This is a genomic window from Desulfuromonas thiophila (genome assembly GCF_900101955.1).
In the GTDB taxonomy this organism is placed as follows: Bacteria; Desulfobacterota; Desulfuromonadia; order Desulfuromonadales; family Desulfuromonadaceae; genus Pseudodesulfuromonas; species Pseudodesulfuromonas thiophila.
Map to the genome: position 1 here is coordinate 76,924 of NZ_FNAQ01000005.1, position 13,503 is coordinate 90,426.

The 13,503-nt window shown below is 55.6% G+C and carries 10 protein-coding genes; 3 read left to right on the forward strand and 7 right to left on the reverse strand.

The genetic code is table 11. From position 1 onward, the window contains the following. Positions 1 to 19: 19 nt before the first annotated feature. Positions 20 to 1,528 carry a threonine ammonia-lyase, biosynthetic gene (gene ilvA, locus BLR80_RS06740; RefSeq protein WP_092077699.1) on the reverse strand — a complete coding sequence of 503 codons (1,509 nt, stop codon included), beginning with the start codon at positions 1,526 to 1,528 and terminating at the stop codon, positions 20 to 22. Positions 1,529 to 1,908: 380 nt separating this feature from the next. Here ilvA and BLR80_RS06745 point away from each other — a divergent pair, with 380 nt between their 5' ends. The 3 genes from BLR80_RS06745 to BLR80_RS06755 all read left to right on the forward strand — a co-directional run bounded on the left by BLR80_RS06745 (position 1,909) and on the right by BLR80_RS06755 (position 7,988). Further along, positions 1,909 to 3,522, forward strand: a complete 1,614-nt coding sequence (locus BLR80_RS06745; RefSeq protein WP_092077702.1) for a fumarate hydratase — start codon at positions 1,909 to 1,911, stop codon at positions 3,520 to 3,522. A 316-nt stretch (positions 3,523 to 3,838) separates the two neighbouring features. Beyond that, the gene (locus BLR80_RS06750) at positions 3,839 to 6,103 is read left to right on the forward strand and encodes a methyl-accepting chemotaxis protein (RefSeq protein ID WP_092077705.1); all 2,265 of its coding nucleotides are present in this window, start codon (positions 3,839 to 3,841) and stop codon (positions 6,101 to 6,103) included. 16 nt (positions 6,104 to 6,119) lie between these two features. Then, a complete protein-coding gene (locus BLR80_RS06755) occupies positions 6,120 to 7,988 on the forward strand; it encodes a GGDEF domain-containing protein (protein ID WP_092077708.1) in 1,869 nt (622 codons plus the stop codon). Positions 7,989 to 8,095: 107 nt separating this feature from the next. Here the strand turns inward: BLR80_RS06755 and BLR80_RS06760 are convergent, their stop codons facing one another. The 6 genes from BLR80_RS06760 to glnA all read right to left on the reverse strand — a co-directional run bounded on the left by BLR80_RS06760 (position 8,096) and on the right by glnA (position 13,473). After that, positions 8,096 to 8,332 (reverse strand): hypothetical protein, encoded by a 237-nt coding sequence (locus tag BLR80_RS06760; protein WP_143012099.1) that lies wholly within the window; start codon positions 8,330 to 8,332, stop codon positions 8,096 to 8,098. 75 nt (positions 8,333 to 8,407) lie between these two features. Next, complete coding sequence (locus tag BLR80_RS06765) at positions 8,408 to 9,142, reverse strand: hypothetical protein (protein ID WP_092077714.1); 735 nt, start codon at positions 9,140 to 9,142, stop codon at positions 8,408 to 8,410. Positions 9,143 to 9,174: 32 nt separating this feature from the next. Beyond that, positions 9,175 to 10,563, reverse strand: a complete 1,389-nt coding sequence (locus BLR80_RS12915) for a DUF4384 domain-containing protein (RefSeq protein WP_171906345.1) — start codon at positions 10,561 to 10,563, stop codon at positions 9,175 to 9,177. A 64-nt stretch (positions 10,564 to 10,627) separates the two neighbouring features. Then, positions 10,628 to 10,951 (reverse strand): hypothetical protein, encoded by a 324-nt coding sequence (locus BLR80_RS06775; RefSeq protein WP_092077717.1) that lies wholly within the window; start codon positions 10,949 to 10,951, stop codon positions 10,628 to 10,630. A gap of 81 nt (positions 10,952 to 11,032) precedes the next feature. Beyond that, the gene (locus tag BLR80_RS06780) at positions 11,033 to 11,746 is read right to left on the reverse strand and encodes a hypothetical protein (RefSeq protein WP_092077720.1); all 714 of its coding nucleotides are present in this window, start codon (positions 11,744 to 11,746) and stop codon (positions 11,033 to 11,035) included. Between the two features lie 317 nt (positions 11,747 to 12,063). Further along, on the reverse strand, positions 12,064 to 13,473 hold the full coding sequence (gene glnA, locus BLR80_RS06785) for a type I glutamate--ammonia ligase (RefSeq protein WP_092077804.1): 1,410 nt from the start codon (positions 13,471 to 13,473) through the stop codon (positions 12,064 to 12,066). Between the last annotated feature and the right edge of the window lie 30 nt (positions 13,474 to 13,503).

Genomic DNA, 13,503 nt, shown 5'->3' on the forward strand with positions numbered 1-13,503 from the left:
CCGTAATCGGACTGCTTTGTTATAAAAAAAGCCGATAAGCGGGATTGTCCTGTTCTTCGATGTAGTAATAACCCAACGCATCCAGCACCGCGCGCACCCGTCCCGCCGCGCCCGGCGGCAGTTCCAGCCCGACCAGCACCCGACCGTAATCACCCCCCTGGGCCCGGTAATGGAACAGGGAAATGTTCCAATCAGCGCCCAGGGCAGCAAGAAAACGCGCCAGCGCACCAGGGCGCTCCGGGAACCAGAAACGGTAGAGATGTTCATTAGTCACCTGCGCGCAACGGCCACCGACCATGTAACGCACATGGGTCTTGGCCAGATCGTTGTCGGTCAGGTCCTCGCAGTCATAGCCCTGCTGGCGCATCTGGGCAAAGAACTCGAAACGCTCCTGCTCATCACGGATGGAGATGCCGACGAAGATACAGGCGCTGTCGCCACAGGCCATGCGGTAGTTAAATTCGGTGATGTTGCGTTCGCCGACCAGTCCGGTACAGAACTGGCGCAGGGCGCCTGGCTGTTCGGGCATGGAAACGGCGAACAACGCCTCCTGCTTCTCGCCGATCTGGGTGCGTTCGGCGACGAACCGCAGCCGGTCAAAATTCATGTTGGCACCGGAGTTGATTGCCACCAGCCGCTGCTGGCGGATGCCCGTCTGCTGCACATACTTCTGCAGGCCGGCAACGCCCAACGCGCCGGCCGGTTCGACGATCGAACGGGTTTCCTGGTAAATGGTCTTGATGCCACTGCAGATTTCATCGGTGGAAACCAGCACCATGTCGTCGACATAACGGCGGCACAGATCAAAGGTGCGGCTACCAACCTGACGGACCGCCACCCCGTCCGCGAAGATGCCGACGGTTTCCAGTTCAACACGCTGGCCGGCGCGCAGCGATCTGGTCATGGCGCAGCTGTCTTCCGGCTCGACACCAATAACCTTGACGTCAGGCCGCAGGGCCTTGATGTAAGCGGCGATGCCAGCGATAAGTCCACCACCACCAACAGGCACGAAAATCGCGTTGAGTCGGCCAGCGCTCTGGCGCAGCAGTTCATCGGCGATGGTGCCCTGACCAGCAATGACATCATCGTCATCAAAGGGGTGGATATAGGTCATGCCGCGTTGTTGCTGGAGTTGGGCGCAATGTTCGGCCGCCTCGGAATAGTTGTCACCGTGCAGAATAACCTCGGCGCCATAGCTGCGTACCGCTGCAACCTTGATGGCCGGCGTGGTCGCCGGCATGACAATCAGCGCCTCGATGCCCAGTTTGCGGGCGGAAAAAGCGACGCCCTGGGCATGGTTACCTGCCGAAGCGGCAATGATGCCGCGTTCGCGTGCCGCCCGTGACAGCTGGGCAATACGATTGTAGGCCCCACGTAGCTTGAAGGAAAATACCGGCTGCAGATCCTCGCGCTTGAGCAACACCTGATTATCCAGCCGCAGCGACAAGCCGGGTGCTGGTTCCAGCGGGGTTTCACTGGCTGCCTCATAGACCTGCGAGGTCAGGATACGTTTCAACATGCCATACATAGAAGGAATCGCTCTCGTTGGATTGCCGGGAAAGCAACTGGCTGGCCTGATGAGCCGGCCAGTTCCAGGCCCTCACCACAGGGTGAGCAACCGGTTAAACAGGGGTTCTTTTCTTCGCTGCTCAAGCGCGTTCTTGTAACACGGCAAACACTGCGGCGCAAACCTTCCCTGCAGCTGCCACACCGCCCGGTGCTTGCTGATAGCACTGCGGCCCCTGATCGTGAAAAAACAAAACCTGTTTTGCGGAAAACCGGGACCGGCTCTCGACAAGGCCGACCGCTTTCCCTTATACTGGCGCGGTTGTGACGTTCCAGGGTCACGGCTGAGTTGATCTGGCGTTGATGCCGCCCGTTCGTATGCCATGCAAAGGAGAGTAGCACATGTCTGAATTTTTCTACCAGGACCCCTTCCCCCTTGGCAAAGACGATACACAATATCGCCTGCTGACCAAGGACTATGTCAGCACCACCAGCTTCGAGGGTCAGGAGATTCTCAAGGTCGATCCGGAGGGCCTGGCATTTCTGTCGAATCAAGCCTTCCGTGAGGTCAACTTTCTGCTGCGGCCGGCTCACAACGACAAGGTGGCAGCCATTTTGAAGGATCCCGAAGCCTCGGCCAACGATCGCGGCGTGGCCATGGCCATGCTGCAGAATGCTGTGGTATCGGCCAAGTTCGAGCTGCCGTTTTGCCAGGATACCGGCACCGCCACGGTGCTCGGCAAGAAGGGGCAGAATGTCTGGACCGGCGGCAACGACGCGGCCATGTTGTCCAAGGGGGTCTATAAGACCTACACCGAGGAGAATCTGCGCTACTCCCAGAACGCCCCCCTCAACATGTACGACGAGGTCAACACCAAGTGCAATCTGCCGGCCCAGATCGACCTGATGGCCACCGAGGGCAGCGAATACAAGTTCCTTTTCGTCGTCAAGGGCGGCGGCAGCGCCAACAAGAGCTACCTGTATCAGGAAACCAAGGCGACCATCAACCGCAACAGCTTTGTCGACTGGCTGGTGGGCAAGCTCAAATCCCTTGGCACCGCGGCCTGTCCGCCCTACCATGTCGCCTTCTGTATCGGCGGCACCAGTGCCGAATCCTGTCTGAAAACCGCCAAGCTGGCTTCGGCTGGCTACCTTGACGTCCTGCCGACGGAAGGCAATGCCCATGGGCAGTCGTTCCGCGACATCGAGTTGGAGCAGGAACTGCTCCAACGCGCCCAGCAACTGGGTATTGGTGCTCAGTTCGGCGGCAAGTACTTTGCCCACGACATCCGCGTCATCCGCTGCAGCCGCCACGGTGCCTCCTGTCCCATCGGCCTGGCGGTTTCCTGTTCGGCCGACCGCAATATCAAGGCCAAAATCAACAAGGACGGTATCTGGCTGGAGCAGATGGATAGCAATCCCGCCCGCCTGCTGCCCGAGGGTGGCCGCGGCAGCCGGCCCGAAGTGGTCAAGATCGATCTCAATCGGCCGATGAACGAGGTGTTGGCCGAACTGACCAAATACCCCATCAAGACCCAGCTTTCACTCAACGGGACGATCATCGTCGGTCGCGATATCGCCCATGCCCGTTTCCGCGAGATCATCGAGCGCGGCGAAGAACTGCCGCAATACCTGAAGGATTACCCGATTTACTACGCTGGTCCGGCCAAAACGCCACCGGGCAAGCCCTCGGGCTCCTTTGGCCCGACCACAGCGGCCCGCATGGACCCCTATGTCGATATGCTGCAGTCGCGGGGCGCATCCATGATCATGATCGCCAAGGGCAACCGTTCACAGCAGGTCACCGATTCCTGCAAGAAACACGGCGGATTCTACCTTGGTTCCATCGGTGGCCCGGCTGCGGCTCTGGCGGAATACAATATCAAGAGCGTGGAATGCCTCGACTTTGAAGACCTGGGCATGGAAGCGGTGTGGAAGATCGAAGTGGTCGATTTCCCCGCCTTCATCCTGGTGGATGACAAAGGCAACGACTTTTTCAAGGAGCTGGGAATCTGATACAGGATTTGAGGGACTGAATCCTGACACTTGATTCAGGCTGCACATTCTGAGTAACTTAACGGCAGGGGGTGACCGCCGCCTGTTAAGCTTCATTCAGCGTAGACACAAAAAAAAGCCGGGCCATCAAGAGCCCGGCTTTTTTTGTGTCTGACATCCTGACGCGACTCCTCGTTTTTTGGGCGCTGCCCCGCACCCCCTTTTCCCCTGAACCAGGGACCTAACCGGAATCTGACAAAAACGTGACAGGCGAACAATACAACAGGCATAGACAGAGCGTTGCTGTTCATTTTTCACCCGCACCGGGAGGCTGTCGATGTCATCATGTCATTCTTTTCACGCTCTGCGTTTCGCCCTCATTGCCAGAATCCCCGGCCGGCGCTCGCTGGCCAGCCGATTGGTTCTGAGCTTCTCCCTTCTGATTTTGCTGATGGGCGGCATTACCGGATTCGCCTTTTTTTCCACCCGACAGATTACCGACGCTGATGCCGAGGTCGCCCAGGCTTTCCAGGATTCGCTGCAAGCTCAGAGCCAGGCGGCCGAAGTAACCGGCTGGCTTAATCTGCTCAATCAGATTCAGGCACAGCACGATCGGTTGTTCATGCAGTTGAGTCTGGCCATGCTGGACAATGCCCCGGCCGAGGTTCTACAGCAATTTCCCATGACCGCCGCCCTTGATGCCCTGTTACAGCATCCTGCTCGACGACAAATGGAAGCACAGTTGCCTGAAGCCGCCGCCAGTTTTACTGCTCTTGAACAGCAACGCGATCAACTTGCTGAGGCCCTGACCCCCCTTCAGGAGCGCTGGCAACCCATTCACGAGGGGCTGGCAGAGGCACTGAACGATCTGAAACGCTCCTATATTTACTGGGCGTTGAAGGTGGCCAACATGATTTTCGTTCACAGCACCATTGATGAGTTGGTGGCCGAGGAGGCCGATGCCACCCTGTTGGCAATGTTTAGCCGCAGTTCCGAGTATCAAAAATTCGCGGATCAGTATCCGGCCTTGCGACAGGCCGTGGAAAAGAGTCGCCAAGACGACAGGCAACTGTGGCAAGCTGCCCGGCAACTCAATCAATTGCTCCTGAGCAGCCAGTGGCCACAGGCCCAGATCCTCTACCGAGATCAGTTCCCCACCCTGGTAAAATCCCTGTCGGTCAATCTTGACCAGGTACTGTTGCAGGAAAAGATTATCAGTACCCGGCAGCGCGCCGCCATTGCCGGTTTTCACACCGCACTGCAGGATCAGGGCCAGAAAATCCAGCTGCACCTAAGCGAGTTGCAAGCCGGACTGACCCGGCAACTGACCCAGCAGGCGGATGTGGCACAGCAACGATCCGATGCCGTTCTGCACGTTCAACAGCAGGCCCACCAGCACGGCAAGCTGGTGGAACAGTTGTTCAGCCTTTTTGCCTTGTTGCTGATTCTGCTTGGCAGCCTGCTGGCCTGGCTGGTAACCCGCTCCATCACCCGCCCACTGGCGCAAACCCGGCAGATGATCCGCCAGATGGACAGTGGCGATCTTTCCTTTCGGATCGCCGAGCCAGGCAATGATGAAATTGGCCAGATCGCCAGAAGTCTCAATGCCTTTGCCGATCATATGGAGCAGGAAATTGTTACCGCCTTTCGTCAGCTGGCACAGGGCAACTTTACCTTTGAAGCCAGTGGCGTCATTCGCGAGCCCCTGCGACAAACCAATGCCGCCCTGACAGCGTTGATGATCGAAGTCCACCAGCTTTGCGATCAGATCGGTCAGCACTCACGCGACAGTGTGGTTCACAGCCAGGCGCTCACTTCAGGGGCCGGGCAACAGGCGCAAGCCCTGGCGGAAATCTCCACCAGCATCAGCTCGATGGCTGGCAGCATCCGTGACAATGCCAACGATAGTGCCTCAGCCTGTCAATTGTCCCGACAGGCCAACCAGTCCGCCCAGCAGGGTCATGATCAGATTCGCCAGATGCTGCAGGCCATGGATGCCATCAACCAGTCGGGCCAGGACGTCGCCCGGATTATCCGCGTTATTGACGACATTGCCTTTCAAACCAACCTGCTGGCCCTCAACGCCGCCGTTGAGGCTGCCCGCGCCGGACAGCATGGCAAGGGGTTCGCCGTAGTGGCCGAGGAGGTCCGCAATCTGGCAGCACGCAGCGCCAAAGCGGCCGGAGAAACCAGCCGGCTGATCGAAGAGTCCATTGCCCAGGCCCGGCAAGGAGCCGAAATTGCCAACCGTACTGCGACATCGCTGGATGAAATTGTGACGGATGTCAATCGGGTTGCCGGGATTATCGAAACCCTGTCGGATTCAGCGAACCAACAGCATCACCAGATTGGTGCCATCGAACAGGCGCTGGAACGCATCAAGCAGGTAACAACCGCCAGTGCGCTACTAGCCGAACAGGGGCACCAGAGCGCTCAGACCTTCTCGACTCAAGCACGAAATCTGCAGCAATTACTGGAGAATTTTTCAATGGCAGACACAGCTGACACCATGCAGCTACCGGCCCAACCGCATCCCCGTAGCCATCGCGTCGCAACGGCGTGCTCTGCCGCCATGTCACAACCCTGTCAATTGCCCTGTTAGCACATCAGGAGGCGTCATGCACCCTCATCTGTTCCGAGACGATAGTGACGAATTTCATGCCAACCCCCCGACTCATCAGCAGGCAAATCTTGCGCCCCTGGCGCTCATACTTGCCGACATTATTGCCAATCGTCGCCTGACCCCTCACTTTCAGCCCATCGTTGATCTTGCGGCCGGCAAGATCATTGGCTACGAAGCTTTGATACGAGGTCCATCCGATACCCCGTTGCACTCTCCCGGCCTGCTGTTTCAGACCGCCATGCAGGTTCATCGCCTGGTAGAACTGGAAATCCTTTGCCGCGATATCAATATTGAATTTTTTTCCCGCCTGAATCTGCCAGGAAAGCTGTTTCTCAATATCAGCCCGAAATCTCTACTGGAAGAAAACTTTCCCAAAGGATTCACACGCAACGCGCTGCAGCGCTATGGACTGGAGGCAAGCCGGGTGGTGATTGAACTGACGGAAAACTTCCCGATCCTTGATGTCACCACCATTCACCATGCCTTGCAGCACTACCGGGACAGTGGGTTCCAGGTGGCACTGGACGATCTGGGTGCTGCCTATGCCGGGTTGCGGTTATGGACGGAACTGAAACCGGATTTTGTCAAGTTCGACAAATATTTCATTCAGGCTATCAATCAGGACAAGCACAAGAAACAGCTGATCCAGAGCCTGCAGGATATTGCCGAACATGTCGGCTGCCAGACGATTGCCGAAGGCATCGAAACCATTGAAGAGTATTATACTGTGCAATCCCTCGGTGTCTGCTTCGGCCAAGGGTACTATTTCTCCCGCCCAACGCCGACACCGCCACTGGATATCCCCCAGCAGATCTGCTTGCATGTTGCCTGCACCAGCAGGGATCAGGGACAGGATTTTAAATGGCGCAGCGAAACCGTTGCCAATCTGATCAAAACCGTACCCACCATCGGCTCCCAGACAACCCTCAGCGAAGCTGGCGATCTGCTTGAAAAGGTACCGGAGCTCATGGCCATACCGGTTGTCGATGAGGGCTTTGCCGGTGGCATGTTACATCGACACCATGCCATGAATGTATTGGCCAGTCGTTTTGGACGGGACCTGCATGGCCGCCGTCCGATTCGAGAGTTTATTGACCGCAATTGCCTGCGGATCGAAACCGATATTCCGATTGAGCAGCTCAGCCAGATTATTACCAATGAAAACTATCTTCATCAGGGTAATCACTTTATCATTACTGAAAAAAACCGCTATCGAGGGATTGGGCAGGTAACCGATCTGCTCAAACGAATTACCGAACTGCAGATCCGCAATGCCCGATATGCCAATCCGCTGACACTGTTGCCCGGCAATGTGCCCATCCATGAATCCATCGAACGGCTGGTTGCGAACGCCACATCGTTCACCGCCTGCTATGTCGATCTGGATCATTTCAAGCCCTTCAACGATACCTACGGTTACAGCCGGGGTGACATGGTCATTCGCCTTGTCGGCAGAATTTTGCAGGACTGCAGCCACCCGCAACAGGACTTTGTCGGCCATATCGGCGGCGACGATTTCATGGTGCTTTTTCGGAGTGAGGACTGGCAGCAACGCTGTCGGAATATTTTGCAACGTTTTGCTGACGAGGTTATAGAATTCTATAACGAGGAACATCGTCAGGCGCAGGGTATCGCCGGCCAGGATCGTCAAGGGCAGCCGGTGTTCTACGGCATCTGTTCCCTGTCCATTGGCGCAACCTGTTTCGACGGGCTGCAGGACTGTTGCAGCCATCATGATATTGCCACTCTGGCGTCAGAAGCCAAAAAACAAGCTAAAAAAATTCAGGGCAACAGCCTGTTTATTAACCGGCGACGCTGCTGGCAGCTGGATACGGCAAGCACGGCAACAGACGACGGCGCCTAAGCACACTTTGTCGGTCATAAAAAACGCACCCACCGATAAATCCGGGGGTGCGTTAAGAGACAAGACTATCGTCTGCATGACCAACAGTCGATTTCAATGCGGCTCCATCACTGGATGGAATGGAAAGGTTTTTTCAGATCGTTCTTGAAAATTGATCCGCCGCCCTGACTATCAATCAGGCGATAATAAACCGTGCGGGTTTCACCGGTGGCGGTATCAATCACGAAGGCGCCCACAGCGGCCTTGTTATCGTCCATGTCGGCACTGAAGGTCGACAGCTGGAAACGGCCGTAGTTGGGTGCGCTGTAGTCCGTTGCACCCACGAGCAGCAGAACCAGCAACATGGCAGCCGCCCCTGTTAACAGCCAGATCATCTGTTGTTTCAAATTGATCCTCCGTTCAATTGTCCAGATTCAGGTTCAGGAATTCTTGGATTTGGTGAAATCATCCTGCGAAGAACCCTGCCCTGTGACCTCGATATAGGGCACGGCCGACTGCACCGCATCCCCCAGCATGCTACCGGCTTCCGTAACATCGAGCTTGAGTACCACAAAGGCATCACCATAGTCATCCCAGCCGTAATCGACCAGTTCCGCCATGAAAATAGTGGCCAGAACCTTGGTTTTAACGCTGTCCGACTTCAGCATATAATTCTCAACGCTGGTTTCACTTTCCAGTTGAAATCCAACAACCTGCTTGATCAGTTGCTTGTAGGCATCGAGTTCGGCGGCGCGCAGAGCTTTAAGCGGCCCAGCCTGTGACGGCGTTGAGGTGGCAAAGGCCACTCGGCGGAATTCCTTGTTTTTCAGGTCGAGTTCCTGGCCGTCGATATTCGTGATACTTGGCAGGGCAACCACCGCCGTTACCTTGGCGACATCCTTGGCATCATCATAAACCACTTCCTCGAAGCGAATTCCGCGAATCAGGGCCTGCGTTTTTGATTCGGTCGTCCCTTCGAAACTGGCCGCCACCATGTCTTCCACCGATTCCGTGGCGCGTAATTTCAGGCCATAAACCGATTCAACCAAGGCACGTTCTGCCAGCACTTTGGCTGCCTGGACGGACATGATCCGCTTGTTTCCTGCCTGGGCTTGCGGTGTCAGCAGGCCGGTCAGACTGACTAGCAAGGCAAACACAAACACTTTCTTCATCATGAGCATTCTCCTTGTCAGGTCAGGGCCTGAAGCTACCATTCCTCATCGCTGAGAATACGACCTATTTTTGCTCTGGTTGCCGGGGCCGGTGCTGGTGCCATTGCGGGAGCGGGAGCTGGCGCAGGTGCTGCAGCAGCCTGACGTGCAGGCTCGGCGGAGGCTTTGCGAGCCGGTGCAGCCGCGGCCTTTGTCGGCGCAGGCGCTGGTGCCGGAGCGGAAACCGGGGCCGGAGCTGGTTGCTGAATCACGAGCGGAGCTGCAGGTTCGACCGGGACCGGTTGAGCCACCTGATAGCCACGATTGAGCTGATAACGGCGACCCAGAGTTTTACTGTTAATGGGAATGCTGGTATAGATATCGATAAACAGCTCCGGTGTAATCTGTGCTGCAGCGCTGAACCCAGGGGCAAACTGCTGCATGGCGCTGATGGTTGCAGCGTCAAGTCGACCTGATTGAGGCACATCATGCCCATGCAGGTAGAGCCATTCCTGGACGGCAATCAAACGCTCGGCGGGTTGCATGTTGTAATAACTGCGTGCCAGTGCCGCCATCACCACTTCATCTGGCTGGGTATCTTCACCCAGCAGACGCCAGTACGGCAGAACCAGATGCTTGCCGACGATCTGTATCATGCTCAGCTCTACCAGCAAACGAACAGCGGCATGACGGCCCTGCACTTTTTTGACCGAACCCTTGCGACCAAAGGTGGGGCCAAACAGCGTGATGCCAATCTCCTTGTCCCCCATGGCCTTGCTGACCTCCATGGAGTTGACCGTGTTCATGCGGGCAATACCCGCCATGGTTCGGAAATCCAGTAGATTGAAATCCAGCGTGATGCGCGCCAGACCCGTCTTGAAGCTCTCACCATAATCCAGAGCAACGGTCTTGGACGGCAGCCAGCCAGGCATGCCGGTAAAATCGGCCTCGGCGCCAGCATCGGTTCCCTGACCACGAGTTTCCAGCCCTCGGTCGAATTCGGTGATGCCGCCGCTGATAACAACATCGGGAATCAGCTTGGCATCGAAACTGGAGTATCCGGTAACCATCTGGTTTTGGATGAAAGCCGGATCATAGGGGATAAAAATCACATTACCACCGATCGAGTTGAGAGAACTCTTGATCATTTCGGTAATGTCGCGCGGAATTTCGCCACCCGTTGATGAAGAGGTGCCGGTATTGTCTCCTATGGGATTGCTCTGGATTTTCAATGGTCCGGTACCGAAGATCTCCGTCATCATGCCCAGTTCCGACAGGGCACGGGTATAAGAAGTAACCTTCACCTGTGGTGCGGTTTCTTTGATCTCGACATCGACTTTGGCCGGATCGACAGCGGCACAGGCCGCAAGCGTTAAAACCAGCAGCACTGTGATAAACAGGCCACAGCTGCGTTGGACACCTGCAGTTATTTTTGATCGATTCATCAGCTCTCCTTACGTCTGCAATTGCTTCAGTCCGCAGCGGGCAGCGACAACGGGAACGCCAGTGCTATTCAACCACCTGCGTCTTGTCACCCCGGCTCTCATCAATAATGATGATGTCACCACGCACGGTTCCACCCGCCCCTAAAACCACGCTGTTCATGTTGCCATCACCGGTGGTTCCGGTTACCACACCACCACTGTTGGCTCGGACAGCGGCCTGGCTTTTTGCCTTGAGCTTGATGAAATTGACGTTGCGATCCTTTTCTCCCAGTTCATCCCATTTGGAAACATTGTCCTCGGTGTAGTTCGAGATGCCGTCGTCAAAATCGCCCGCAATCGCCACCGTCGCACATGCCAACAGCGTCAGAACAATCACCAGCACACGCATGATCAGCCTCCTAAACAAAGGGTTCCCCCGGCAGTCGACCGGAGGAACCCTGCGTGAAACAAAGGTTCAGACAGTGTTCCTTTATTCAACAACCACGGAACCCATGTTTGCCTTATTGCCGATACCGGAAGAGATATTGGCGGCATTCTGAACATTCGACTGGTTCATGATGGTGCCACGTACCTGCGAGCCTTCCACCTTAACCGTGGCCATATTGGCCTCGTTTCCGATACCCGAAGCGATATTGGCGGCGTTCTGCACGTTGGCACGATTCAGAACCGTACCCTGGACAGCGGAATTTTTGATATCAACTGACCCCATATTGGCTTCGTTGCCAATCCCTGAAGCGATATTGGCGGCATTCTGCACATTCGCCTGATTCAGTACGGTGCCGCGAACAGCAGAGCCTTCAATATTCACTGAACCCATGCTGGCTTCGTTCCCGATACCCGAAGCGATATTGGCAGCATTGCGCACATTCGCCGTATTCATAACGGTTCCCTGCACTGCTGATCCCTTGATCCCCACGGAACCCATGCTGGCCTCGTTGCCAATACCCGAGGCGATATTGGCGGCGTTCTGCACATTCGCCCGATTCATTACCGTACCCTGAACCGTGGAGCCCTTAACACCCAGATTCCCCATGTTGGCCTCATTGCCGATGCCCGAGGCAATATTAGCGGCATTCTGGACATTGGACTGGTTCATCAGTGTGCCCTGCACCTGCGACTGTGCCTGAACCAAGCCGGCAGAAAGAATGAGCATACCCGCAGCGATAGCAACCTGTTTCTTCATGACGTTTCTCCCCCTGTGCATTAAGTGATGCCTGTAGGATTCACATCCACCGTGGATGTTACTGACTTTGACGCAATCATAGCGCCTTTTGCGTTTGTTGCAAGCGCGCAGAGCGTTGTTTGTTTTTTTTCCTGAACGTCTTTCAATTGCTCTGAAACCAAATTGTAGTCAGGTTAAAATCGCACCTGTTTTCGTGCCAATAACGTCATATCGCCACAACAAAAACAACCCGCCAGCCCGAGGTTCGGGCATGGCGGGCAAGGAAGAATCGCGTGATACGTTAAGTGGCAGTGGTGTTGGTTGCCGTCAGAACCAGATCAGCAATCAAAATAGAGCGCGAATTCCTCGGGGCTGGGCCGCATGCGCACCCGGTCAACCTCGGCTTCTTTCTTATAGCTGATCCACATATCAATAACGTCTTCGGTAAAAACATCGCCCTTGAGCAGAAATGCGTGATCGTCGCGCAAAGAGTTCAGAGCTTCCTCCAGGGTTCCAGCCACGGCCGGAATGTCCTTGAGCTCTTCAGGAGACAAACCGTAAATGTCCTTATCCAAGGGCTGGCCCGGATCAATCTTGTTCTCAATACCGTCGAGACCGGCCATCAACATGGCGGCAAAGGCTAGATAGCCATTGGCTGCCGGGTCCGGCGTGCGGTATTCAATACGTTTGGCCTTTTCGTTGTTGGTTACGGGAATCCGCAAGGAAGCCGAACGGTTGCGGTTGGAATAGGCCAGGTTCACCGGCGCCTCATAGCCCGGCACCAGACGCTTGTAGGAGTTGGTGCTGGGGTTGGTAAAGGCACACAGGGCCTTGGCGTGTTTGATAATGCCCCCCATATAATACATGGCCAGCTTCGACAGCCCGCCATAGCCATCACCGGCAAACAGGTTCTTGCCATCCTTCCACAACGACTGGTGACAATGCATACCGGAGCCGTTATCGCCAAAAATAGGCTTTGGCATGAAGGTAGCCGTTTTGCCATTGCGGAAGGCAACATTCTTAATGATGTACTTGAACCACTGCAGGTTGTCGCCCATCTTCAACAGGCTGTCAAAGCGCATGTCGATCTCGATCTGTCCGCCGGTGGCCACCTCGTGATGTCCGCACTCGATGTGCAGCCCGACCTCCTGCATGACCAGCATCATCTCATTGCGCAGATCAATCATCGAATCGGTCGGAGCGCAAGGGAAATAACCTTCCTTGTGGCGTGGTTTGTAGCCCAAGTTAGGATATTCCTGACGACCGGTATTCCAGATACCCTCCACGGAATCAACAGCGTAGAAGGATTCGTTCGGACCGGAGGCATAGCGCACGTCGTCAAACACAAAGCATTCGGGCTCTGGGCCAAAATAAACCGTATCGGCAATGCCGGTTGATTTCAGATAGGCTTCAGCCTTACGAGCGATGAAGCGCGGATCGCGGGAATAACCCTCACGGGTGATCGGATCCACAATATTGCAGATCAGACTGAGGGTCGTCTGCTCAACGAAAGGATCGATCTTGGCCGTGGTCGGATCAGGAATAATCAGCATGTCGGAGTTATGAATCGGCTGCCAGCCGCGAATCGAGGAACCATCGAAGCCAATCCCCTCTTCGAAAATATCCTCGCTGAATTCACGAATCGGCGTGGTGAAATGCTGCCAGATGCCAACAAAGTCAAGAAATTTGTAATCAACAAAGGCGCATTGTTTTTCCTGGGCAAAAGCAACAACATCTTTCGGGGTCATGGGCATCTCATCTCCTGGTTGGTGGGTTTA